Source organism: Klebsiella sp. 7-CIP_Kleb., from assembly GCF_050378655.1.
Classification (GTDB): Bacteria; Pseudomonadota; Gammaproteobacteria; order Enterobacterales; family Enterobacteriaceae; genus Klebsiella; species Klebsiella quasipneumoniae.
The window spans coordinates 933,631-957,682 of the sequence record NZ_JBNRLJ010000001.1; the positions used below are offsets into that span (position 1 = coordinate 933,631).

Annotated in this window: 24 protein-coding genes and 2 pseudogenes; 13 read left to right on the forward strand and 13 right to left on the reverse strand. The window is 56.8% G+C overall.

The features are described 5' to 3' along the window. Positions 1-50: 50 nt before the first annotated feature. The 4 genes from ACQUTI_RS04605 to mntP all read left to right on the forward strand — a co-directional run bounded on the left by ACQUTI_RS04605 (position 51) and on the right by mntP (position 3,222). Positions 51-851, forward strand: coding sequence for a PTS mannose/fructose/sorbose transporter subunit IIC (locus tag ACQUTI_RS04605; RefSeq protein ID WP_004203359.1), 801 nt, complete (start codon positions 51-53; stop codon positions 849-851). Between the two features lie 12 nt (positions 852-863). Further along, positions 864-1,715 carry a PTS mannose transporter subunit IID gene (locus tag ACQUTI_RS04610; protein WP_004145526.1) on the forward strand — a complete coding sequence of 284 codons (852 nt, stop codon included), beginning with the start codon at positions 864-866 and terminating at the stop codon, positions 1,713-1,715. Positions 1,716-1,777: 62 nt separating this feature from the next. Then, complete coding sequence (locus ACQUTI_RS04615; RefSeq protein WP_004203361.1) at positions 1,778-2,236, forward strand: DUF986 family protein; 459 nt, start codon at positions 1,778-1,780, stop codon at positions 2,234-2,236. A gap of 419 nt (positions 2,237-2,655) precedes the next feature. Further along, positions 2,656-3,222 (forward strand): manganese efflux pump MntP, encoded by a 567-nt coding sequence (mntP, locus tag ACQUTI_RS04620; RefSeq protein ID WP_017900206.1) that lies wholly within the window; start codon positions 2,656-2,658, stop codon positions 3,220-3,222. Between the two features lie 3 nt (positions 3,223-3,225). Here the strand turns inward: mntP and rlmA are convergent, their stop codons facing one another. From rlmA to mgrB, 6 genes and pseudogenes are all read right to left on the reverse strand, one after another. Next, entirely contained in the window at positions 3,226-4,020 is a 795-nt protein-coding gene (gene rlmA, locus ACQUTI_RS04625) for a 23S rRNA (guanine(745)-N(1))-methyltransferase (protein WP_004203363.1), read from the reverse strand. 61 nt (positions 4,021-4,081) lie between these two features. Then, complete coding sequence (ftsI, locus tag ACQUTI_RS04630) at positions 4,082-5,830, reverse strand: peptidoglycan glycosyltransferase FtsI (protein WP_004203364.1); 1,749 nt, start codon at positions 5,828-5,830, stop codon at positions 4,082-4,084. A gap of 187 nt (positions 5,831-6,017) precedes the next feature. Then, positions 6,018-6,227, reverse strand: a complete 210-nt coding sequence (gene cspE / locus ACQUTI_RS04635) for a transcription antiterminator/RNA stability regulator CspE (protein WP_001062678.1) — start codon at positions 6,225-6,227, stop codon at positions 6,018-6,020. A gap of 85 nt (positions 6,228-6,312) precedes the next feature. Beyond that, a pseudogene (locus tag ACQUTI_RS04640) lies at positions 6,313-6,384 on the reverse strand (DUF2627 domain-containing protein); the annotation flags it as partial. Positions 6,385-6,975: 591 nt separating this feature from the next. Then, positions 6,976-7,266 carry a YebO family protein gene (locus ACQUTI_RS04645; RefSeq protein WP_004203366.1) on the reverse strand — a complete coding sequence of 97 codons (291 nt, stop codon included), beginning with the start codon at positions 7,264-7,266 and terminating at the stop codon, positions 6,976-6,978. Positions 7,267-7,340: 74 nt separating this feature from the next. After that, complete coding sequence (gene mgrB / locus ACQUTI_RS04650) at positions 7,341-7,484, reverse strand: PhoP/PhoQ regulator MgrB (protein ID WP_002911375.1); 144 nt, start codon at positions 7,482-7,484, stop codon at positions 7,341-7,343. 159 nt (positions 7,485-7,643) lie between these two features. Here mgrB and ACQUTI_RS04655 point away from each other — a divergent pair, with 159 nt between their 5' ends. Next, a complete protein-coding gene (locus ACQUTI_RS04655; protein WP_004203368.1) occupies positions 7,644-7,883 on the forward strand; it encodes a YobH family protein in 240 nt (79 codons plus the stop codon). A 55-nt stretch (positions 7,884-7,938) separates the two neighbouring features. On the opposite strand, the gene kdgR is transcribed toward ACQUTI_RS04655, so the two are convergent. After that, positions 7,939-8,730, reverse strand: coding sequence for a DNA-binding transcriptional regulator KdgR (kdgR, locus tag ACQUTI_RS04660; protein WP_004203369.1), 792 nt, complete (start codon positions 8,728-8,730; stop codon positions 7,939-7,941). A 177-nt stretch (positions 8,731-8,907) separates the two neighbouring features. Between kdgR and ACQUTI_RS04665 the strand changes: the two genes are divergently transcribed. Further along, positions 8,908-10,278 carry an MFS transporter gene (locus tag ACQUTI_RS04665; RefSeq protein WP_080838157.1) on the forward strand — a complete coding sequence of 457 codons (1,371 nt, stop codon included), beginning with the start codon at positions 8,908-8,910 and terminating at the stop codon, positions 10,276-10,278. A 69-nt stretch (positions 10,279-10,347) separates the two neighbouring features. Here the strand turns inward: ACQUTI_RS04665 and htpX are convergent, their stop codons facing one another. From htpX to ACQUTI_RS04685, 4 genes and pseudogenes are all read right to left on the reverse strand, one after another. Beyond that, the gene (gene htpX, locus ACQUTI_RS04670) at positions 10,348-11,232 is read right to left on the reverse strand and encodes a protease HtpX (RefSeq protein ID WP_004203371.1); all 885 of its coding nucleotides are present in this window, start codon (positions 11,230-11,232) and stop codon (positions 10,348-10,350) included. Between the two features lie 235 nt (positions 11,233-11,467). After that, positions 11,468-13,516: a carboxy terminal-processing peptidase gene (gene prc / locus ACQUTI_RS04675; protein WP_004203373.1), complete on the reverse strand. Its 2,049-nt coding sequence runs from the start codon at positions 13,514-13,516 to the stop codon at positions 11,468-11,470. Positions 13,517-13,535: 19 nt separating this feature from the next. Then, the gene (proQ, locus tag ACQUTI_RS04680) at positions 13,536-14,213 is read right to left on the reverse strand and encodes an RNA chaperone ProQ (protein WP_004203375.1); all 678 of its coding nucleotides are present in this window, start codon (positions 14,211-14,213) and stop codon (positions 13,536-13,538) included. Positions 14,214-14,294: 81 nt separating this feature from the next. Further along, positions 14,295-14,808, reverse strand: a pseudogene (locus tag ACQUTI_RS04685) (GAF domain-containing protein). A gap of 132 nt (positions 14,809-14,940) precedes the next feature. Here ACQUTI_RS04685 and yebS point away from each other — a divergent pair. The 5 genes from yebS to ACQUTI_RS04710 all read left to right on the forward strand — a co-directional run bounded on the left by yebS (position 14,941) and on the right by ACQUTI_RS04710 (position 21,033). Continuing rightward, positions 14,941-16,224 carry a membrane integrity lipid transport subunit YebS gene (yebS, locus tag ACQUTI_RS04690; protein ID WP_065877429.1) on the forward strand — a complete coding sequence of 428 codons (1,284 nt, stop codon included), beginning with the start codon at positions 14,941-14,943 and terminating at the stop codon, positions 16,222-16,224. Next, on the forward strand, positions 16,193-18,826 hold the full coding sequence (locus ACQUTI_RS04695; protein ID WP_017900210.1) for a PqiB family protein: 2,634 nt from the start codon (positions 16,193-16,195) through the stop codon (positions 18,824-18,826). Before yebS ends, ACQUTI_RS04695 begins: the two co-directional genes overlap by 32 nt. A 128-nt stretch (positions 18,827-18,954) precedes the next feature. After that, complete coding sequence (gene rsmF / locus ACQUTI_RS04700) at positions 18,955-20,388, forward strand: 16S rRNA (cytosine(1407)-C(5))-methyltransferase RsmF (protein ID WP_053810194.1); 1,434 nt, start codon at positions 18,955-18,957, stop codon at positions 20,386-20,388. A 116-nt stretch (positions 20,389-20,504) separates the two neighbouring features. Continuing rightward, complete coding sequence (locus tag ACQUTI_RS04705; protein ID WP_002911393.1) at positions 20,505-20,744, forward strand: YebV family protein; 240 nt, start codon at positions 20,505-20,507, stop codon at positions 20,742-20,744. A 97-nt stretch (positions 20,745-20,841) separates the two neighbouring features. Next, the gene (locus tag ACQUTI_RS04710; RefSeq protein ID WP_002911395.1) at positions 20,842-21,033 is read left to right on the forward strand and encodes a YebW family protein; all 192 of its coding nucleotides are present in this window, start codon (positions 20,842-20,844) and stop codon (positions 21,031-21,033) included. On the opposite strand, the gene pphA is transcribed toward ACQUTI_RS04710, so the two are convergent. Then, complete coding sequence (gene pphA, locus ACQUTI_RS04715) at positions 21,030-21,683, reverse strand: protein-serine/threonine phosphatase (RefSeq protein WP_023318613.1); 654 nt, start codon at positions 21,681-21,683, stop codon at positions 21,030-21,032. The two genes, ACQUTI_RS04710 and pphA, sit on opposite strands and share 4 nt — an antisense overlap. A 156-nt stretch (positions 21,684-21,839) precedes the next feature. Between pphA and ACQUTI_RS04720 the strand changes: the two genes are divergently transcribed. Both ACQUTI_RS04720 and ACQUTI_RS04725 read left to right on the forward strand, forming a co-directional pair. Further along, positions 21,840-22,808, forward strand: coding sequence for a VirK/YbjX family protein (locus ACQUTI_RS04720; protein WP_004203383.1), 969 nt, complete (start codon positions 21,840-21,842; stop codon positions 22,806-22,808). Positions 22,809-22,911: 103 nt separating this feature from the next. Further along, positions 22,912-23,055: an Ecr family regulatory small membrane protein gene (locus ACQUTI_RS04725; RefSeq protein ID WP_032425946.1), complete on the forward strand. Its 144-nt coding sequence runs from the start codon at positions 22,912-22,914 to the stop codon at positions 23,053-23,055. Positions 23,056-23,703: 648 nt separating this feature from the next. On the opposite strand, the gene ACQUTI_RS04730 is transcribed toward ACQUTI_RS04725, so the two are convergent. Beyond that, positions 23,704-24,042 (reverse strand): YebY family protein, encoded by a 339-nt coding sequence (locus ACQUTI_RS04730; protein WP_002911404.1) that lies wholly within the window; start codon positions 24,040-24,042, stop codon positions 23,704-23,706. Positions 24,043-24,052 lie beyond the last annotated feature (10 nt).

Below are 24,052 nucleotides of genomic sequence, written 5' to 3' on the forward strand. Positions count from 1 at the left end.
CGATCGCGCCCCAGTTTTCACTTTAAGACTTAATCAACAGGAGAAGTACAATGGAGATTACCCTTCTTCAGATTGTGCTGGTGTTCATCGTCGCGTGTATTGCGGGTATGGAGTCGGTGCTTGATGAATTTCAGTTCCACCGTCCTCTGGTCGCCTGTACGCTGATCGGCGCCGTTCTCGGCGATATGAAAACCGGTATTATTATCGGCGGTACGCTGGAAATGATCGCCCTGGGCTGGATGAACATCGGTGCGGCGGTTGCCCCTGATGCCGCGCTGGCGTCCATTATTTCCACCGTTCTGGTTATTGCCGGCCATCAGAGCATCGGCGCCGGCATCGCGCTGGCTATCCCGCTGGCGGCTGCAGGCCAGGTGCTGACCATCATCGTGCGTACTATCACCGTAGCCTTCCAGCACGCGGCGGATAAAGCGGCGGAGAATGGCAACCTGACCGCCCTATCGTGGCTGCACGTCTCGTCCCTGTTCCTGCAAGCGATGCGTATCGCTATCCCGGCCGTCATCGTGGCCATTTCCGTCGGTACCAGCGAAGTCCAGGGTCTGCTGAACGCAATCCCTGAAGTGGTCACCAGCGGCCTGAACATTGCCGGCGGCATGATCGTGGTGGTTGGTTACGCGATGGTCATCAATATGATGCGCGCGGGCTACCTGATGCCGTTCTTCTACCTCGGCTTCGTCACCGCCGCCTTCACCAACTTCAACCTGGTGGCCCTGGGCGTGATTGGCGCGGTCATGGCAATCCTCTACATCCAGCTGAGCCCGAAATATAACCGCGTCGCCGGTGCCCCGGCTCAGGCGGCTGGTAACAACGATCTCGATAACGAACTGGACTAACAGGTGAGCGAAATGGTTGATATGACTAAAAATACCACCGAGAAAAAACTCACTCAGAGTGATATTCGTGGCGTGTTCATTCGTTCTAACCTGTTCCAGGGTTCATGGAACTTCGAACGTATGCAGGCGCTGGGCTTCTGCTTCTCTATGGTTCCGGCGATTCGTCGTCTGTACCCGGAGAATAACGATGCGCGTAAGCAGGCGATTAAGCGTCACCTTGAGTTCTTCAATACCCATCCTTACGTTGCCGCTCCGGTACTGGGCGTAACGCTGGCGATGGAAGAGCAGCGCGCCAATGGCGCAGAGATTGACGATGGCGCTATCAACGGCATCAAAGTCGGTCTGATGGGGCCGCTGGCCGGTGTCGGCGACCCAATCTTCTGGGGCACTGTGCGTCCGGTGTTCGCGGCCTTAGGCGCCGGGATCGCGATGAGCGGAAGCCTGCTCGGCCCTCTGCTGTTCTTTATCCTGTTCAACGCGGTGCGACTGCTGACCCGCTACTATGGCGTCGCCTACGGCTACCGCAAAGGCGTGGACATCGTGAAAGATATGGGCGGCGGCTTCCTGCAGAAACTGACTGAAGGGGCGTCAATCCTCGGCCTGTTTGTCATGGGGGCGCTGGTTAACAAGTGGACGCACGTGAACATTCCGATGGTGGTGTCAAAAATCACCGGCTCTGACGGACAGGTTCATGTCACCACGGTGCAGACGATCCTCGACCAGCTGATGCCGGGCCTGGTACCGCTGCTGCTGACCTTCGCCTGTATGTGGCTGCTGCGTAAGAAAGTTAACCCGCTGTGGATCATCGTTGGCTTCTTCGTCATCGGTATCGCAGGCTACGCTGTCGGCCTGCTGGGTCTGTAATTTCCAGGTTGTACGCCGGGGGCTAGCCCCCGGCTTTTTTTTATCAGGAGGAACGCAAAGCAATGACATTCACGGACCTGGTGATCATCCTGTTCATCCTTGCGCTACTGGCCTACGCGGTGTATGACCAGTTTATTATGCCGAGGCGCAACGGCCCGGTGCTGCTGGCCATTCCCCTGCTTCGCCGCAGCCGCGTTGACGGCCTGATCTTTGTCGGCCTCATCGCCATTCTAATCTATAACAACATCACCCAGCACGGCACCCCGATCACCACCTGGCTATTGTCTGCGCTGGCGCTGATGGGACTCTATTTATTCTGGATCCGTACGCCGAAAATCATTTTCAAACCGCGCGGCTTTTTCTTCGCCAACGTGTGGATAGAATATCAGCGAATTAAAGAGATGAATTTATCCGAAGACGGCGTGCTGGTGATGCAATTAGAGCAACGGCGGCTGCTGATTCGCGTACGAAATATCGACGATCTGGAGAAGATATACAAACTTCTTGTTTCAACTCAATGAGTTATAAATATAGCCAGCGCTATGTTTTTTCCGATTTCGTCTGGGGGATTATATAGCCATGGCTATATTTCCCCACCTGCTCTTCTGTTTTTCATTAACTATTTATTTACTTATAAATTCAAATGAAAATCGTTATCATTTGGTTATTAAAATAGCCCTCTTCTGTTATTGTTTTATATTCTAAAAATATGTTAAGGTTGCGCCCGTCGTTGGGGAGTAGCCGATTTCCTGCCCGCCAGGAAATGTACGTGTCAACATACTCGTTGCAAAACGTGGCACGTACGGGTTGAAGTGATTCAATCAGGCGAGACCATAGATACATCACTGCTGTACGTATTGCTCAGCCATTGAGCGGCTCCGCGTATATTTACTGGGGGCAGCGATGTGTCATATGGATTATCCCCGGTCAGGACAGGCACATGAATTTATCCGCAACCCTTCTTCTCGCTTTCGGCATGTCTATGGACGCCTTCGCGGCCTCTATTGGCAAAGGCGCCACCCTGCATAAACCCAAATTCTCAGAAGCTGTACGCACCGGGCTGATTTTTGGCGCCATTGAAACCCTGACGCCGCTGGTCGGCTGGGGACTGGGCATGCTGGCCAGCCAGTTTGTTCTCGAATGGAACCACTGGATTGCCTTTATTCTGCTGGTGTTTCTCGGCGGGCGGATGATCATCGAGGGGTTTCGCGGCGACAGCGACGAGGCGTGCGAGGCGCCTCGCCGGCATGGCTTCTGGCTGCTGGTCACCACCGCCTTCGCCACCAGCCTTGACGCCATGGCGGTCGGCGTCGGTCTGGCCTTCCTGCAGGTCAGCATTGTCACCACCGCGCTGGCGATCGGCTGCGCCACCTTTATCATGTCGACGCTGGGGATCATGGTAGGTCGCTTTATCGGCCCGCTGCTGGGCAAACGGGCCGAAATTCTCGGCGGTATCGTGCTGATTGGCATCGGCAGCGAAATCCTCTGGAGCCATTTCGCCGGTTAAGCTTTACTCCTCGCGCTGCCAGCAATGGATCATAAAATCGGTCTGGCAGCCAAAGGTTGCCTGCTGACGCAGCGCGTCATGCACGTCGGCGTTGGCCCGCCACGCGAACGGCGTCATCTGCAGCAGGGCCTGCGCTTCACTGCCCGTCAGGGTCATCGGATAAGCCAGCTGCTGCTGCGCATCCAGGCGGAACCCCGGCATCGCTTCCGTCTTCAGCTCATGCAGGCGGATCTCATCGTAAATCAGCCCTTTCAGTTCCAGCAAATGGCGGGGTCCCGGCGTGGCGGTGATCACCCACCCGCCAGGCCGCACCACTCGCGCCAGCTCACCGGCGTTGCAGGGGGCGTAAATGCGCACTACCGCATCGAAGCTGTTATCGGAGAACGGCAGACGCTGGCTGGAGGCGACGCAAAAATTCACCTGCGGATAGCGTTTTGCCGCCGCGCGGATTGCCGGCTTCGACACGTCCAGCCCCCAGCTGCGGCTGGCGATGGCGGCAAACGCGTGGGTGTAATATCCTTCGCCACAGCCGATATCCAGTAACGCCTGAGGGGCAGCGTGCCGCAATCGCTCAGCGATAGCGTCCCGCAGCGGCTGATAATGCCCGGCGTCGAGGAACGCCCGACGGGCCTGCATCATCTCAGCGCTGTCGCCGGGATCGCGCGACCGTTTGAACTGCACCGGTAGCAGATTGACGTACCCCTCTTTCGCCAGATCGAACTGGTGCCGCTGCGGGCAGGAATAGTGGTTGTCGCTACGGCTGAGCGGCGCGTGGCAAAGGGGGCAACTGTATGACATGACGGCTCCGGTGTCGCTGAAAGGGCGAAAGTGTAGCGCTATTCGCCCTTGCAGACCACTGTTACAGCGCCGGCGCCAGCGGGTGGCTGTCGTGCATGACGATCAGATTCTCCGCGCCTTGCGGCATACCGTCCGGCATGACGTTCTCCAGCCGCAGGACGTCGCCCATAATCTGGCTGAATACCGGAGCGGAAACGGCCCCGCCGTAATACGAGCCATTGCTGGGATCGTTCATCACTACCACCAGCGCGAACTGCGGACGGCTGGCGGGCGCCACGCCGGCGGTATAGGCCACATATTTATCAATATATTTGCCGTCCGGACCGATCTTCTTCGCCGTCCCCGTTTTTACCGCCACCCGGTAGTCGCGCACCGCCGCCTTGGTGCCGCCTCCGCCCGGGAGCGCCACGCTCTCCATCATATGCTCCACGCTGTGGACAATATTCTCCGGCATTACGCGCGTGCCAATCACTGGCGGGTCGATGCGGGTGATCGACAACGGTCGTTCAATGCCGAAGCCGCCGATGGTGGCATAAACGTGCGCCAGCTGGAGCGGGGTCACCATCAAACCATAGCCGAAAGCGAAGGTGGCGCGATCCAGTTGCCCCCAGTAGCGACGATGCGGCATCAGCCCGGCGCTTTCCCCGGTCAACCCCAGCCCCGTCGGCTCGCCGAAACCGAAAGCCGTATAGGTGTCAATCAGATGCTGCACCGGCATGGCCAGCGAGAGATGCGACACGCCGGTATCGCTGGATTTCTGCAGGATCCCGGTCAGGCTCAGCTCCGGATAATAGCCGACATCGCGGATACGGTGGCCGTCAAGGACAAACGGATGGGTGTCCACAACGCTGTCCGGCTGGACAATCCCCTGCTGCAGCGCGGTCATGATCACCAGCGGTTTGACGGTCGACCCCGGCTCGAAGGTATCGCTGATGGCCCGATTGCGAAAATCATCCAGCGTTGCGGCATCGCGATTGTTTGGATTGAAGTCGGGATAGCTGGCCATCGCCAGGATCTCGCCGGTATCGATTTTGATCAGCACCGCTGCCCCTGACTCGGCTTTATTCCAGCGAACAGCGTTGTCGAGGGCATCTTCCGTTACCGTCTGCAGGCGCTCATCGATACTCAACTGCAGATTATGCGCCGGCACCGGCGGTACTTCGGTAATATTCTCAATCACATTGCCATGTTTATCTTTACGCACCAGACGTCGCCCGGGTTTACCGGTCAACTGGGCGTTGAAGCTTTTCTCCACCCCTTCGATGCCCTGATTATCGACATTGGTAAAGCCCAGCAGATTGGCAGCCACGTGGCCTGCCGGATAGAAACGCCGCGATTCATCACGCAGGTAGACGCCAGGCAGATGCAGTTTATCAATCCACTCCGCCTGCTCGGGATTGATCTGCCGCGCCAGATAGAGAAAGCGGGCGTGAGGATGGCTCTGTACCCGCTGGGCCAGTTCCCCGAGGTTGAGATGCAGCGCTTCGGCCATCGCCTGCCATCGAGGCCCGTAGCCGACGCCGCCTTTCTCCATGGTGGTCTGCGGATCGATCCAGATCGCGCTAACCGGAACGCTCACCGCCAGCGGTCGTCCTTCCCGGTCGGTGATCATCCCCCGCTCAACCGCAACGGGCTCTTCGCGCAGAGAACGCATATCCTCTTGTTTTACCAGATTATCGGGGGAAACAATCTGCAGCCAGCCCACGCGGGCCAATAGCAGTCCCAGACAACCGAGTATGGCCACACAGAGTAACCCGAAGCGAATCGGGGTAAAGCTGGCGGCGGACTTCATTTTTTTGTTTAGCACCATAGCTCCGGCATTGTTTTGCAACCAACTGATTTAACAGAAAATTAGCAAAACAGACTGCTACACAATGCTAATAAAGTTGAGTATTTGCAACAAGACGCGACGAGAGGGGGAAAAATGACATGCTTTGCAATAAAAACGCAAAAGCCCCGCACAGGCGAGGCTTTTATACAAGAAGAGTGGTCTTGTATCAGATAGCAGTTACGTTAACTGCAGCCGGACCTTTCTGGCCGTCCTGAATTTCGAACTCAACGTTCTGGCCTTCAGCCAGAGTTTTGAAGCCGTTACCCTGGATAGCGGAGAAGTGTACGAACACGTCTTTGCTGCCATCAGCCGGAGTAATGAAACCAAAACCTTTAGACTCGTTGAACCACTTAACTTGACCTTTAATCTTTGCCATTTGCAAAATTCCTTAGACTGTTTTCTTCGCCTGCTGGCGTTTACATAGATAAAACTGACACATAACTGCATGAGGCACTAATTTAAGGTTCGGCAGAGAAGCGGTATTCAACGACAACGTGTTTACTCAGGACTTCTTTACTGAAAATGCCACACATAAACAGAACTGTACCTCGTTTAACCCGAAAGGTGTTATCACACACTACGTAAATAATGGCAAGCCATTTTTAAACGTGTCTCGATCGTTCGCACAAATTATAAGGTAATCCTTTGATCGCCTGCACATTTATGCGTCTTTGCCGCCCCTGGCAAGGCGCTATGGCGTTTATCAATAACGCCGGAGCGCTGCCTTGTAACTGCAACTTTTTTACCATAGCTCAACAACTTCGCTTCGTCCAGGTATGTCCGTATACGAACTGCCAGTATACGGGCGACTGACGAGCCATGATGAATATTGATGCGCAAAATTCGTTATAACCCCAGACGAAAAATCGCTAAAGCCAGGCCAGTGTAGTGATAATAAATCCTTTCAGTCGTCTCGCTAAAAATAGTGCTAATTCTGCACCTTAATAATGAAAAAAAGATGACAGCGTCACGTTATCCGACAATAAACGCGGCGGGGATCACTTTATTTACAGCGTGTATAAAAGAGGATAGTGCATTGAGAAAGGAATAATGGAATAAGAATAAGATATTACCGACCGCTATCATGCAGGTGCGCATCATATGATGCACACCTGTCGAGGTACTTAGCGCTCTGCCACCAGGCGGATAAACTCATCCTCCCCTTTCGCCTTACCGGCGACGGTCGGCTCGACCACGTCCTCTTTTTCCGGCGCACTGGCTTCGCACAGGCGACGTAGCAGCGCATTCTGCCGCTTTTGCTGATCCAGCAGAGCCTGCAGCAGTTCTATCTGCTCATTCGCCCGCGAGCTGGCGCGGTTGACGAAGAACCATAACAACAGACCGACAAGCAGCAGCGCCACAGACACGGCCAGCGATGCCAGATTTAAGATCCCAGGATTTAGTAACTCACTCATTTCACCACCTCAAAGAGAAGGCGTTCATTCTACCACCCGCGGCGCAGAAGGAAATCAGTCGTCAGAAAAATGTCTTACCACGGGATAAATTTATTGATAGTGCAAATGCCGCTGAAAAACTGAACATCCTGGTCGCACATTACGTTAAGCATCTGAGTCCACAGCAACAGGCAGCCTGCTATGATGACTATCAGTAAAACCCACCGTAATTTTTTCACTCCACTCTCCGCATCAGTACTTTATGTCGCCAGGATAACACGGCCTTCTTAAACCGCGGCTAACTGTAATACGAAAGGCAAGTTTAGGAATCATCGACTTGTTTCAAAACGTGTTCGTGTCAAAATCACGGCAAGGATCATACAAATAATGAGGCATCAATGCGATTAATCATTCGTACTATTGTGGTCGTGGCTATCTTATGGATTGGCGTATTATTAAGCGGCTACGGGGTATTATTCCACAGTGAAGAAAACGTCGGCGGCCTGGGCCTGAAGTGTCAATATCTCACCGCCCGTGGGGTCAGTACCGCACTTTATGTGCATTCCGATAGCGGCGTGATCGGCGTCAGCAGCTGCCCGCTGCTGCGTAAAAGCGCAACCGTCGTGGATAACGGCTAATATCGAATCGGCGACCGCGACGATAGCGCCGCGGTCGCCGAATGCTTCAGCGCGGTCAGAAGGGGTAGTCGTTGTAGCCCATCTGCTCAGAAATCTTGCGCGCCGCCTGGTGCAGCATCGCCACATATTCATGCAAACGTTCTTCAGAGAACCGTAAGGTCGGGAAAGAGATACTCAACCCGGCGATGACTACGCCGAAACGGTCGAATACCGGTACCCCAATGCAGCGTAGCCCCTCTTCCTGCTCTTCGTTATCTTCGCCGTACCCCTGCTCGCGAACGCCATCCAGCACCTTCAGCAACTCAGCGGTACTGGTGATGGTCCGCTCGGTGCTGCGTTTATACTCCACGCCGTCAAGGATCTGCTCCACTTCGCTGCGGTCGCGCCACGCCAGCAGTACCTTGCCAATCGCGGTGCTGTACAGCGGATTGCGACGGCCGATACGAGAGTACATCCGCAGGTTATACATCGAATCAATCTTGTGAATATAAACAATACTGTCTTCATCCAGCGCGCCGAGATGGATCGTCTCTTTCGTCAGTCGGGAGAGTTCCCGCATCTGAATATCGGCGCTGCGCACCAGGTCGACGTTCTGCAGCGCGCGCGCCCCCAGCTCGAACAGTTTGAGCGTGAGGGAGTATTTCTCAGACTCTCCCTCCTGCGCCACATAGCCCAGTGATTTCATGGTCTGTAAAAAGCGATAAACGGTGCTTTTCGACATCATGACGCGCTGGGACAGTTCGGTAATGCCAATTTCACGCTCTTCACCCAGCGCCTGCAGGATGCCGAAAACCTTCAATACCGAAGAGACAGAATCTGGCTGTTTATCCAAATCTGCACCTGCCATTTATCACCTCGTCGTAACTGTTTTATAAAATTTAGAACCGGTTTTTATTATAAATTCGCCGCCTCTGCGCCGCAATCATTCTTCTGCCACTTCGTTACAAATCTGCGACATACGGCGGAATAATCAATGCTAAACTCATCATTCAAAAAACCGTTTCATTTAAGACTCATTTTCACCATGGATAAAAACTCTTCCGATGGCGTGCCGCTGCCGCAGCGCTATGGCGCCATTCTGACCATTGTGCTTGGGCTGACCATGGCCGTGCTCGACGGGGCCATCGCCAACGTCGCGCTGCCGACCATCGCCAGCGATCTTAACGCCTCCCCGGCGGCTTCAATCTGGATTGTTAACGCCTACCAAATCGCCATTGTGATCGCCCTGCTACCGCTCTCTTTCCTCGGCGACATGGTCGGCTATCGCCGTATCTATAAGATAGGCCTGGTGGTGTTTATCTTTACCTCACTAGCCTGCGCCCTCTCGCGCAGCCTCGAAATGCTGACTTTCGCTCGCGTCGCCCAGGGGCTGGGCGGCGCCGCGCTGATGAGCGTTAACACCGCCTTGATCCGCCTGATTTATCCGCAACGCTTTCTCGGTCGCGGCATGGGTATCAACTCCTTTGTCGTCGCCGTATCTTCGGCGGCAGGCCCGACGATCGCCGCTGCGATCCTCTCCCTCGCCTCATGGCAATGGCTGTTTTTAATTAACCTGCCTCTCGGCATCGTCGCCTTACTTCTGGCGATGCGCTTTCTGCCGCCCAACAGCGCGCGCAGCAAAATCGTCCGCTTCGATTTGCCGAGCGCCATCATGAACGCGCTGACCTTCGGGCTGTTGATCACCGCCCTGAGCGGTTTCGCCCAGGGCCAGTCCACTCAGCTGGTGCTGGCGGAGGTCGCCGCTATGCTGGTGGTGGGCTTTTTCTTCGTTCGCCGTCAGCTCACGATGCCCGTCCCGCTGCTGCCGGTCGATCTGCTTCGCATCCCGCTCTTCTCCCTCTCTATTTGCACCTCCATCTGCTCTTTCTGTGCGCAAATGCTGGCGATGGTCTCTCTGCCCTTCTTCCTGCAAACAATGATCGGGCGCAGCGAAGTGGAGACCGGCCTGCTGCTGACGCCGTGGCCGCTGGCAACGATGGTGATGGCGCCGCTGGCCGGTTATTTAATTGAAAAATGCCATGCGGGGTTGCTGGGGGCCATTGGGCTGCTGGTTATGGCCTGCGGCCTGTTCGGCCTGGCGCTGCTTCCGGCGTCGCCCAGCGATCTGGATATTATCTGGCGTATGGCGCTGTGCGGCGCCGGCTTCGGGCTGTTCCAGTCGCCAAACAACCACACCATTGTCGCCTCGGCCCCGAGCCATCGCAGCGGCGGCGCCAGCGGCATGCTGGGTACCGCTCGCCTGCTCGGCCAGAGCACCGGCGCCGCGCTGGTGGCCCTTTTATTCAACCTGCTCGGCAACAGCGGCACCCACACCGCCCTGCTGCTGGCCGGCATCCTGGCGACCGTCGCTGCGCTGATTAGCGGTCTGCGCGTCACTCAGCCGCGCGCAGCCTGACGATTAAGGACAAAAAAAATCCGCAGCCTTCGGGCTGCGGATTTTTATTTTCAGCGTCAGATTGACGGACTATTTCAGATATTCTCCGCTACGCAGCGCTTCAATACGCTTGTCCAGCGGCGGGTGGGTCATAAACAGCTCGCTCATGGACTTCGCTTTACCGTTGATGCAGAACGCCATCATGCTGCTGGCTTCCTGCGGCTCATAGCTGGTTTTCAGGCGCTGCAGGGCGGCAATCATCTTCTCGCGGCCCACCAGACGCGCCGAGCCGGCATCAGCATGGAATTCGCGATAACGAGAGAACCACATGGTGATAATGCTGGCCAGAATACCGAACACCAGCTCCAGCACCGTGGCGACGGCGAAGTAGATCAGCGGGTTGCCATTGCTGCTCTCGCCTTCATCTTCCCGGTTGCCGCCGAGGAAGCCGGCCGCAATCTGCGCGATAACGCGGGAGATAAAGATAACGAAGGTGTTCACCACCCCCTGAATCAGAGTCATGGTGACCATATCGCCATTGGCGATGTGGCTGATTTCATGGGCGATGACCGCTTCCGCTTCATCACGGCTCATGTTTTGCAACAGCCCGGTACTGACAGCGACCAGCGAGGCGTCGCGACGCGCACCGGTAGCGAAGGCGTTGATGTCAGGGGCGTGATAGATAGCCACCTGCGGCATGGCAATGCCCGCCTGCTGCGCCTGCTGCGCAACGGTGTTCATCAGCCAGCGTTCCGTTTCGTTGCGCGGCTGCTCGATCACTTCCCCACCCACAGACTTCAGCGCCATCCATTTCGACATCATCAGCGAAACGATAGAACCACCGAAGCCGAACAGCAGGGCCATAATCAACAGACCGGTCATGCTGCTGGATTGGATCCCCGTGAGGCTTAACACCAGCCCGAACACGACCATCACTGCCAGGTTCGTCAGCAGGAAAAGCGCGATTCGCATCATAATTTTCTTTTTACCTCAATTTAACAAAACGCACTATGCGATTACCCACATCGTATGGGTCAGGCTGCAATTTTCAACCATCAGCCCCCGCTAAGTCACGATAAAAACACAACTTTACATTTTGTAGCATCTTGCTGACAGCGGCAGAGCAGGTTGACATTTTGTTAGATGAGCTGAATGGCGATGACAAAGGGCATAAAAAAAACGGGCACCTCTCAGGGTGCCCGTTGGCGACTTATTGGCTGGCCGGCGGTTCCACCGCCGGGCGCGCTTTTTCGAGATGGGCGAGGTCTACCGCGATATGGACCGTCTCATCAAGATACGGATCCGGCTCCTGGTAATCCTTCGGCAAATCGTCCAGTTTTTTCAGCGGCGGTTTGCCTTCGCGTTTCAGGCGATCGTTAATCCGCGCCAGACGAATCGCATCATCCTCTTCGTTCTCTTTTTCACGCTGAGCGTAGTTCAGAGAGACGATGTTACGTTTGTCCTTCATCGCATTATAACGGGCAATATCCTTCATGATGTACTGGAACTCAGGATCCTGGGCAATACGCTCGTCGTGGCGCTTGAGCAGTTCCGGTCCAAATGGGGTCAGATCCCCGGACTTCACGTAGGTGGCCGCGTTGATGCTATCCCACGGCAGCGCGTTGTCTTCATACTGCTCGCCGGTTTCGCGATCTTCATTGCCGGTTGGCATCATGATATCCGGCGTAACGCCTTTGCGCTGAGTACTGCCGCCGTTAATGCGGTAGAACTTCTGGATGGTGTACTGCACGGAACCTAACGCCGGCCAGTCCGGACGCAGCATCTGATCGTAGATACGATTCAACGAGCGATACTGCTGTACGGTACCTTTACCGAAGGTCGGCTCGCCAACGATCAGCGCGCGGCCATAATCCTGCATTGCGGCGGCAAAGATCTCAGACGCCGAGGCGCTAAAGCGGTCAACCAGCACCACCAGCGGCCCTTTGTAATAGACTACGCCATCGTTATCGCTGTCTTCGCGCACCTTGCCATTGTTATCCCGCACCTGCACCACCGGGCCGGACGGAATAAACAGCCCCGACAGCGATACCGCTTCGGTCAGCGCCCCGCCGCCGTTGCTGCGCAGATCGATAACGATGCTACTGACGTTCTGTTTTTCCAGCTTCTGCAGCTGCACCTTCACGTCATCGGTCAGGCCAACGTAAAAGCCCGGGATATCCAGCACGCCGACTTTTTCTTTACCAACGGTTTTCACCGACATCTTCACCGCGCGATCTTCCAAACGGATGCGCTCGCGGGTCAGGGTGACGATACGCGTCTTGGCCCCTTTGCCGGCCGGCAGGATCTCAAGGCGAACCTTGCTGCCCTTCGGCCCTTTAATTAGCGCCACGACGTCATCCAGACGCCAGCCAATGACATCGACCATCGACTTCCCGGTCTGGCCGACGCCGACGATGCGGTCGCCGACGCTGATCGCTTTGCTCTTCGCAGCCGGACCACCGGCCACCAGCGAATTAATCACCGTGTAGTCATCATCCATCTGCAGCACAGCGCCGATCCCTTCGAGTGAGAGACTCATCTCGGTGTTGAACTGCTCGGTATTGCGCGGCGACAGATAGTTGGTGTGCGGGTCGATTTCGCGGGCGAAGGCGGTCATCGCCAGCGAGAAGACATCCTCGCTGTTGGTTTGCGCCAGACGACGGATAGCGAACTTGTAGCGACGGGTTAAGGTGTCGCGGATCTCTTTATCGTCTTTTCCCGCCAGCTTCAGGCTTAACTGGTCAAATTTAACCTTGGCGTCCCACAGCTTGTTCAGCTCGGCCTCGTCTTTCGGCCACGGCGCTTTGGAGCGGTCAAGGTTGAAATTGTCGTTGCCGGTAAAGTCCATTGGACGTTCCAGCACCTTCAAAGCATACTGATAGCGCTCGAAGCGGCGCTGCTGCGCCAGGTTGTAGAGGTCGTAGAAGACATCCAGTTTCCCGGTGCGCAGTTCGTCGCCGATTTGGTCTTTTTTCGCCGCGAACTTCGCCACATCGCTGGCCAGCAGCACATTATGGCTGTAGTCCAGCAGGTTCAGATAACGGTCAAAAATTTTTGCCGAGAAGGCGTTGTCGAGATCGAACTGACGGTAGTGAGAGCGGGTAAAGCGCGACGTCACGCGCTCGCTCACCGTCGCGTGCTGCGGCTCTTCTTTCAGCACGGGGATTTGATCTGCACGGGTTATTTCATCAACAGCGAAAGCATGGCCTGCTATTGCCAGCAGGCCCGCAAGCGCGGTGATTTTAAAAAATGTGTTCATGCCTGGCCCGGCCTCCGTTTCAGAACACCAGGTGTTCTGCGCGTACAATCATTGACATACCAGAAGTCAGCTGTACACGAACGCCATCTTTGGTGATTTCCAGAACGGTGGCGTCCATTGCGTTATTGCCTGCTTTTACCTTCAGCGCCTGGCCGACGGTCAGAACGGAAACATCCGATACCGGAGTAAGACGCTCTTCACGCGGAGCTTTGGCCGCAACAGGACGCGGTTTACGCTGTTCAGCGCCCTCTTTACGACGCGGCTGCTGAGGACGCGGTTTACGCTCGCGGCGAACGCCTTCATCCGGCTGGCCTGCAGCGGCAGCGGCCTCGCGTTTTTTCGCCTGCTGGGCAGCGCGCTGCGCCTGAACGCGAGCTTTCGCTTCTTCCAGCTGCTGACGCGCATGGGCAATGTGCTGCTCTTCCAGTTCGCCGCACGGGTTGCCGTCCAGGTCAACGCGGATAGCGCCGGCTTTTACGCCGTAGAGATAGCGCCAGCTCGAGGTATAGAGACGTAATGCAGCGCGAAGCTGGGTTTTGCTGAGATTCATCTCACCACCCACTCGCTCAACGAGATCCTGAAAAATTCCGATTTTCAGGGGGCGCGCTTCGCCTTCAGCGCTGAAGCACTGAGGGAAACGTTCGGCCAGAAAGGCGATAACTTCTTTACTGCTATTCAACTTAGGTTGATTTTCCATGAAATTTCCTGATTACAACGGACGTAGCCAACAAGCCGCAGGCATGAACAGGCGACATTATAATGACGTCCTCGCTAAATGCTACGTTATCCGTTGATTATCCCACGACACGGGTAAAGATTTTTTGATAATCAGTGGCCGCGATAAGTTTTTCCAGATGCTCGACCAGTGTGCGCAACCCCTGCTCATCTTCAGCAGTGAAGCGGCCGTAAGCCGGACTGTCGATATCCAGCACGCCGATAATCTGGTCGTTCACGCGCAGGGGGAAGACAATTTCCGAATTACTGGCGGCATCGCAGGCAATGTGGCCGTCAAAGGCGTGGACGTCCTCGACGCGCTGCACCTGGGCTTGCGCCACCGCCGCGCCGCATACGCCGCGCCCAACCGGGATCCGTACGCAGGCCAGTTTGCCCTGGAACGGCCCCAGCACCAGGGTATCGCCTTCCAGAAGATAGAAACCGGCCCAGTTGACCTCGCCCAGTCGTTCAAACAGCAGCGCGCTGGTATTAGCGATCATCGCCAGAAAACTGGTTTCACCTGCCATTAATGCCTGGAAATCGCGGTTCAAATCCGCGTAAAATTCTGTTTTGCTCATTATATCTTCACTTGGTTGTCTTACTGCCTGATACGTACAGCCTACTAAAATAAGCATTAAATGCGCTTGGGCTCAAGATGAATTCATTCATAGGTTAAGATAGTGAGATACATTCATTCCTGTACGTAATAAATGCCGATAAAAACACCCACCCTTAAGCCTGCGAATAAGATGGTCGTGCATGCCGTCAGCACGCCGCTTCCCTATGCGCATTATCAGCGCTGTACGCAGTGTGACATGCTGTTCCGCTTACCGGTGCTCAAACGCAACCAAAGCGCCTGGTGTCCACGCTGTAACGCGAAGGTGCGCGATGGCCGCGACTGGTCGCTGACCCGTCTGGGCAGCATGGCCCTGGCCATGCTGCTGTTAATGCCCTTTGCCTGGTCCGAACCCCTACTGCGCCTTCACCTGCTGGGGGTTCGCATTGACGCCAACGTCCTGCAGGGGATTTGGCAGATGACCGCGCAGGGCGACCCGCTTACCGCCGCGATGGTGCTGTTTTGCGCGGTGGTCGCCCCGGTACTGCTGGTGGTCTCGATTAGCTATCTGTGGCTGGGCAACGTGCTGGGGATGAACCTGCGCCCGGTGCTGCTGATGCTCGATAAGCTCAAGGAGTGGGTGATGCTGGATATCTATCTGGTGGGCATCGGCGTCGCCTCCATCAAGGTGCAGGATTACGCCTTTCTGCAGCCCGGCATCGGCCTGGTGGCGTTTATCTCCCTGACGCTGCTGAGCATCCTGACGCTTATCCATATGAACGTCGAAGAGCTATGGGAGCGCTTCTATCCCGAACGGCCGGCGACCCGCGCCGATAACAATCTGCAGGTGTGCACCGGCTGCCACTACACCGGCTACCGCGACGCCCGCGGCCGTTGCCGACGCTGCCACACGCCGCTGCACCATCGCCGGCCGCAGAGCCTGCAGCGCAGCTGGGCGGCGCTGATTGCCTCGCTGATTTTCCTCCTACCGGCCAACCTGCTGCCGATCTCTATCATCTACGTCAACGGCGCGCGCCAGGAAGACACCATCCTCTCCGGGATCATCTCCCTCGCCAGCAGCAATATCGCCATCGCCGGCGTGGTGTTTATCGCCAGTATTTTGGTGCCATTCACCAAAGTTATAGTGTTATTTACCCTGCTGCTCAGCATACAATTCAAGTGCGAGCAGGGGCTGCGCACCCGCATCCTGCTGCTGCGGCTGATAACCTGGATTGGCCGCTGGTCGATGCTGGATCTGTTTGTTATCTCACTCACCATGTCGCTCATTAATCGCGATCAGCTCCTCGCCTTTACGATGGGGCCGGCCGCGGTTTACTTTGGCGGCGCGGTAATTTTAACTATTCTTGCAGTTGAATGGCTGGACAGCCGCTTACTTTGGGACGCACATGAGTCAGGAAACGCCCGCTTCGCAGACTGAAGCCAGAATAAAAACCAAACGTCGTATCTCGCCATTCTGGCTGTTGCCGGTCATCGCGCTGCTGATTGCCGCCTGGCTCATCTGGACCAGCTTTGACGACCGCGGATCGACGATTACTATCGATTTCCAGTCTGCTAACGGCATCGTGCCGGGGCGGACGCCTATCCGCTATCAGGGGGTGGAAGTCGGTACCGTCCAGGATATTAGTCTCAGTAAAGACCTGAGCAAGATTGAAGTTTCCGCCAGCATCAAGCGCGATATGAAAGAGGCGCTGCGCAAAGATACGCAGTTCTGGCTGGTCACGCCGAAAGCCTCTCTGGCCGGCGTGTCGGGCCTTGATGCGCTGGTGGGCGGGAACTATATCGGCATGATGCCGGGCAAGGGCGAACCCGAAGATCACTTCGTCGCCCTCGACACTCAGCCAAAATACCGTATCAACAACGGCGAGCTGATGATCCACCTGCAGGCGCCCGACCTTGGCTCTCTGAGCAGCGGCTCGCTGGTCTACTTCCGTAAGATCCCGGTCGGGCGGGTGTATGACTTCACGCTGAATGATAATAATCAGGGGGTCACCATTGATGTGCTGATCGAGCGCCGGTTCACCAACCTGGTGAAAAAAGGCAGCCGTTTCTGGAACGTCTCGGGGATCAAAGCCGATGTCGGCCTGAGCGGGGCCAAAGTGCAGCTGGAGAACCTTTCCGCGCTGGTGAACGGTGCCATCGCCTTTGACTCCCCTGCCGATTCGCAGGTCGCGTCGCAAAACGATGACTATCATCTGTATGAAGACCTGGCGCACAGCCAGCGCGGGGTGGTGGTGACCCTTGACCTGCCTGACGGCGACGGCCTGAAAGCGGGCTCGACGCCGCTGATGTATCAGGGGCTGGAAGTGGGCCAGTTAAGCAAACTGAATCTTAACCCCGGCGGCAAAGTCACTGGCGAGATGACCGTCGATCCAAGCGTGGTGACCCTGCTGCGGGAGAAAACGTTGATTCAGATGAAGAAGCCGAAGATCTCCCTCGATAACCCCAGCGTCAGCGCCCTGCTCACCGGCAATACCTTTGAGCTGGTGCCCGGCGAAGGCGAGCCGCGTAATCACTTCTCCGTCATGCCAGCGGATAAAGCGCTGCTGGAGGAGCCCAATGTCGCCACCGTCACCCTTTCGGCGCCGGAGAGCTACGGGATCGACGGCGGCCAGCCGCTGGTGCTTCACGGAGTGAAAGTCGGCCAGGTGCTGGAGCGCAAGCTGACGGCCAAAGGGGTAACCTTCCAGGTGGCGATTGCCCCGGAATACCGCGATCTGATTCGCGGCGACAGCAAGTTTGTGGTGAACAGTCGTCTGGACGTCAAAGTGGGACTTGATGGCGTGCAGGTGCTGGGCGCCAGCGCCAGCGAATGGGTGAACGGCGGGATCCGGGTGATCCCGGGTGAAAAAGGCGAAATGCAGAGCAGCTATCCGCTGTACGCCAACCTCGAAAAGGCGCAGGAAAACAGCCTGAGCGAAGTGCCGACCACCACCCTGAGCCTCTCCGCTGAGACGCTACCTGACGTTCAGGCTGGCTCGGTGGTGCTGTATCGTAAATTCGCCGTCGGCGAGATCATCGCCGTCAAACCGCGCAAAGACGCTTTCGATATCGATCTGCATATCAAGCCCGAGTACCGCTACCTGCTGACCAACAACAGCGTCTTCTGGGCGGAAGGGGGTGCGAAGGTTAAACTTGACGGCAACGGACTCACCGTTCAGGCCTCGCCGCTGGCCCGCGCCATAAAAGGGGCGATCAGTTTCGACAACCTCAACGGCAGCAGCGCCAATGCGCGGCTGAATAACAAACGCATCCTTTACGCTTCTGAAACGGCGGCGCGCGCCGTGGGCGGCCAGATCACCCTGCATGCGTTCGACGCCGGGAAGATGGCGGCCGGGATGCCGATTCGCTATCTCGGCATCGATATCGGTCAGATCCAGTCGCTGGAGCTGATCACCGCCAAAAACGAGGTGCAGGCGAAAGCCGTGCTTTATCCGGAATACGTCGGCACGTTTGCCCGCGCCGGGACCCGCTTCTCGGTGATCACCCCGCAGATCTCCGCCGCGGGCGTGGAGCATCTCGACACCTTGTTCCAGTCCTATATTAACGTTGAGCCCGGACGCGGCCCGGCGCGCCGCGACTTTGAGATCCAGGATACGACGATCAGCGACTCGCGCTATATCGACGGCCTGAATATCGTGGTGGAAGCGCCGGAGGCCGGATCGCTCGGCATCGGCACGCCGGTGCTGTTCCGCGGCCTGGAAGTCGGGACGGTGACCGGTCTGTCGCTGGGATCGATGTCTGACCGGGTCATGGTTAAGATGCGCATCAGCAAGCGCTACCAGTACCTGGTGCGCAATAACTCGGTGTTCTGGCTGGCCTCGGGTTACAGCCTCGACTTCGGCCTGGTTGGCGGCGTGGTGAAAACCGGGACCTTCAATCAGTTTATCCGCGGCGGGATCGCCTTTGCCACGCCGCCGGGTACGCCGCTGGCGCCGAAGGCCCAGGACGGCAAGCACTTCCTGCTGCTGGAGAGCGAGCCGAAAGAGTGGCGGGAGTGGGGCACCGCCCTGCCGCAGTAATCCTCGCCTCCCCTTCTCCCGCCCCGGCAAACGCCGGGCGCGGGCAGACACAAACCTCACGCCCCGGTGTCCTGCACCGGGGCGTTTGTGCTAAACTGCGCACCCTTTTTTTCTGTGGTGCGCTGCCTGTGGCCGAAAATACTGTCTATTTCCCTGAAGCGTTTCTCGCTCAAATGCGCGCGGCGATGCCGGCGCACCTCTCTTTCGACGAATTTATCGCCGCCTGTCAGCGCCCGCTACGCCGAAGTATTCGCGTCAATACGCTGAAAATCAGCGTCGATGATTTTCTCTCTCTGGTCGCCCCCTATGGTTGGCAGCTGACGCCGGTCCCCTGGTGCGAGGAGGGATTCTGGATCGAGCGGGACGACGACGACGCGCTGCCGCTGGGCAGCACCGCCGAACATCTCAGCGGTCTGTTCTATATACAGGAAGCAAGCTCAATGCTGCCGGTCGCCGCCCTGTTCGCCAATAACCCGCAGCCTGAACGAGTCATGGACGTTGCTGCCGCTCCGGGGTCGAAAACCACCCAGATCGCCGCACGGATGGGCAATGCGGGCGGCATCCTGGCGAATGAGTTCTCCGCCAGCCGGGTGAAAGTGCTGCATGCCAACATCAGCCGCTGCGGCATCAGCAACGTCGCCCTGACCCATTTCGACGGCCGGGTGTTCGGCGCGGCATTGCCCGAAGCCTTCGACGCCGTTCTGCTTGATGCCCCCTGCTCCGGCGAAGGGGTGGTACGCAAAGATGCGGACGCGCTGAAAAACTGGTCGCCGGAGAGCAACCTCGACATCGCCGCCACCCAGCGCGAGCTTATCGACAGCGCTTTCCATGCCCTGCGCCCCGGCGGGACGCTGGTCTATTCGACCTGCACCCTTAACCGCGAAGAAAATCAGTCCGTCATTCACTGGCTGCTGTCCCGCTACCCGCAGGCGGTGGCGATCCAGCCGCTGGGAGAGCTGTTTCCCGGCGCGGCCGATGCCTTAACCGCCGAGGGATTTCTGCATGTCTTCCCGCAGATCTTCGATTGTGAAGGCTTCTTTGTCGCCCGCTTGCGCAAGACGGCGTCGATCGATCCGCTCCCGGCGCCGGGCTACAAGGTCGGCAAGTTCCCGTTTGCGCCGCTGAAGGGCCGGGAGGCCGCCGCGGCGACCGCCGCCGCCCGCGCTGTCGGGCTGGAATGGGACGCGAGCCACACGCTGTGGCAACGGGATAAAGAGCTGTGGCTGTTTCCGCAGTCTATGGAGCCTCTGTTTGGTCAGGTGCGGTTTTCGCGCATTGGCGTGCGTCTGGCGGAACTGCACAATAAGGGTTACCGCTGGCAGCATGAGGCGGTTATTGCCTTTGCCGCGCCGCAGCGCGCCTTCGAGCTGACGCTGGAGGAAGCGGAGGAATGGTATCGCGGACGCGACGTCTATCCGCAAACCCCGCCAGCGCAGGATGAAGTCATTGTCACCTTCCAGGGCGTGCCGCTGGGCCTGGCCAAGCGCGTCGGCTCCCGTCTGAAGAACAGTTACCCGCGCGAGCTGGTACGCGATGGGAAACTTTTTGCCGGCAAGGTGTGACGCCGCGCAAAAAATACGCACTTTTTGACTGGCGGTTTTCCCCCCATTGACTACGCTGAAAAATGACGGCCGCAACTGGTCGTACCACAACTCAGCTGAAAAAATGGGGTGAAGCGATGAGTAAAACCAATGTCCGCATCGGCGCGTTTGAGATAGACGATGCCGAACTGCATGGTGAACATCAGGGTGAGCGAACGTTAAGCATTCCCTGCAAATCCGATCCAGATTTATGTATGCAGCTTGACGCCTGGGATGCCGACACCAGCGTTCCCGCGATTCTCAATGGTGAGCATTCCGTCCTCTACCGTAAACATTACGACCGCCAGTCCGATGCCTGGGTCATGCGCCTTGCCTGACGCCAATGAACCCGTCGCCTGAGACGGGTTATTTATTTCCCCGTCCCGCCGTCATCCCCTACACTAAACAGTATGTCCCCCCGAACATGAGGCCAGGATGTTTGCCTTAGTGTTGTTTATTTGCTATCTGGATGGCGGCTGCGAGGACATTGTGGTTGACGTCTACCGCGAGGAAACGCAGTGCCTGGTGGCGATGGAAGATCAGCGGATCCGCCACGGCGGCTGCTACCCGATAGAAGATTTTATTGACGGCTTCTGGCAACCCGCCAGCGAATACAGTGACTTTTAGTCTGCCGACTGCAGCGCCACCAGCGTCAGCGTGCCGCCGAACACAGCGCCGGTGTCAATATAGTGTTGATTGTCGTAGTCATAACGCGCGCGAAGCGGCGTATGGCCAAACCAGAAATGGTCAGCCCCGGCGATAGCGCCATGACGCCCGGCCAGATGTTCACTCAGACGATGGCGGCTCCACAGGACCCGCTGGGGATCCACCGGCTGCTGCCAGCGATAGACCGGCGCCGGATAATCGGCATGGGCGATCACATGCCGCGCTTTTGCGCACTCCACTTCAATAATCAACGGCAGCCGCTGACAGCGCGCCAGCAGGCGATCGACGTCATCCCGCTGCCGCACGTTGCTCCGGGCGTACCAGTCGCCGCCGTTCATCTGCCAGAGCGTCATATCTCCGCTCTCCAGCGCCTCGAGCGCCATCTGCTCATGATTCCCGCGCACGGCCCGGAACCAGCGGCTGCGCAACAGGCCGAGACAGTCAGCGCTTTGCGGCCCGCGATCGATCAGATCGCCCACCGAGATCAGCAGATCGGCCCAGGGATCAAAGCGCAGTCGGCGCAGGCGAGCCATCAGCAGCGCAAAGCAGCCATGCAGATCGCCCATCAGCCAGATATTACGCCAGTCTCTGCCATTAATACGCTGATACATATAATTACCTCTCTGCTGTAATTATAGGTAATTCCAGCTTATAGCCGCTGTTTTTTATTTACACCTCAATCGATTTTAAACAAACGGCAAATATAGTCGGCCAGAGGATTAAGCTTATCAGCGCCTCGTTTTAAAATAGCAGGAAATAACAACGAGGTGTTTATCGTGACAGACAATAGCCTGCATTCATCCAGCGTGCTTACGCCGCGCTCGCATCTCATTGCCGATCTGGTGATGGGTAGATTAACACCCGCACCTATATGGCGGCAGAAAAATTACCGCTTTAAATTTCTGCTGCGCACGGCATTATTTTATAGCCCGACCAAAGCGATGCTGGAGGCGCTGAGCGCTCGTGACGATTTTAACCAGCTGCTGGCGGCGCAGGCGACGCTGCCGGGGAAAGTGCACCGTCAATATCTAACGCGCGATCTCAACGCCTGGCAGCGAGCGATGGCGGTAATAAGCCATTATCGCTATGTCGATACCCTGCGCGGTTCCCGGCTGGCGCATGCCATGACCGCGGTGTGCGAGGTCCCGTTGCTGACGCTCAATGGAAAGGATGAGCGCCAGTTTTCCCTCTCGGCCTCTTCGGCCGGGAAGGCCGAGCGTGAGGGTGAAACCACCCTGTGGCTGCGCGACAGCGATCATACCCTGCTGGCCAGCGCCACCTTCAGCGTGACCTGGGATGGCGAAGCCTGGCAGCTGATCATCGGCGGCTTGCAGGGACCGCGACGCCACGTTTCTCACGAGGTGATCAAGCAGGCGACCCGCGCCTGCTACGGTCTGTTCCCGAAGCGCCTGCTGCTGGAGTTTATCTGGCTGCTGGCCGCTCGCAGCCATATCGCAGCGATTTACGGCGTTAGCGATAATGGCCATGTGTTTCGCGCCCTGCGCTATCGCCTGAGCAAGGGGCGCCATTTCCACGCCAGCTACGACGAATTCTGGCAATCCATCGACGGCAAGCCGGAAAGCCCCTGGCGCTGGCAGCTACCGCTGCGTCTGGAAAGAAAACCGCTGGAGAGCATCGCCAGTAAAAAACGGGCCGAATACCGGCGTCGATTCCAGCTGCTGGATCAGCTGGCGGAGCAGGTGGCAATATTGACGCAGCCGCTGCCGGGCGAGTAATTTCACGACCAGTGAACTCGCCCCGTCACGCGGCGTTTGCTTATTATGTTCTTATTTCGCTACTATCATGGTCCCCGCAGACCACTGGATAGTCGTTAGCATGATGAGTAAAACCGAAATTTTCCTGCTGATTATTCTCGCGGTCGTGCTGCTGGGCAGCATATGGTTTATTTTCAGCGATGAAATTTGGCTTCTACTCTGCTATCTGGAAAGTCAGATATTTCCCACCTTCAGCGTTCCGGAATAATACCGGACGCTCGGAACTACGCCCCTCAATATTATTTCCCGCCCTTTCGTGGGGCGCGGACGGCTAATCGCATGAATTGCCAAATCAATAAGGTTTTGTTTATTCTATTTATCATACAAATATGTATACTAGCAGCCTTCCGATGTTGGCCCGCCAGTTAACCTGCACGCCGGGCCTGTTTAGGTGCAGGTTTTTTCTTTTCCTCTCCCCTCGCTTACGGTTCCGCCTTCCCCATAACGTTCTTCCGCAGGATGCAATTTGTGTGTAAATGAATTGTGTATGCTAAAAACGGTGTGCTATAACGGGACATCCAGAGGCCAGCCTGGTGATTGACTGAATTGACTGACAGGATGTCGCTGGTGATCGCGAAAGCAGACAGATTAAGATAAAAAGAGACCGAATACGATTCCTGTATTCGGTCCAGGGAAATGGCTCTTGGGAGAGAGCCGTGCGCTAAAAGTTGGCATTAATGCAGGCTAAGTCGCCTTGCACTATAAGAATAGTTTAACGCGTCAGCTTTTCCAGTCTGCGGCCAATGTGGCCGAATAATTCCTGGAAAAGTGGGCGCTGCCAGCCAAAAAACCGCCACTGCCGTTGTCCGGCAAGGGCGGTTTTTTTTATGCTATTACAGCGAGATAGCGCAAAAATCTAGCAGAGCTTCTGCGCGCGCTCGATAAACGGCGCGAGGCTCATTTTTTGCCCAGGATGCTGCGGATCGTCGATCTGGATCACTGAGATCGGCTGGGCGGTGGTTTTGCCGGCTTTGACCTGCTGCTCAGCCACCTCATTGAGCGGATACTGGACCAGAGTGCTCGGGTTGATAGCGTAAAGGGCATTGCCCGGACGACAGGTCAACATCACCTCTTCACGGTTGAACGCCCAGCTCTCCTTCCCTACCTCAAAGCGGCTCACGGTGATAATTTGCGGCGCCGCCAGTGCAGCGCCGGAGCTTGCCAGTAACAACATGGTCAGAACAATTTTTTTCATGATTTTGCCA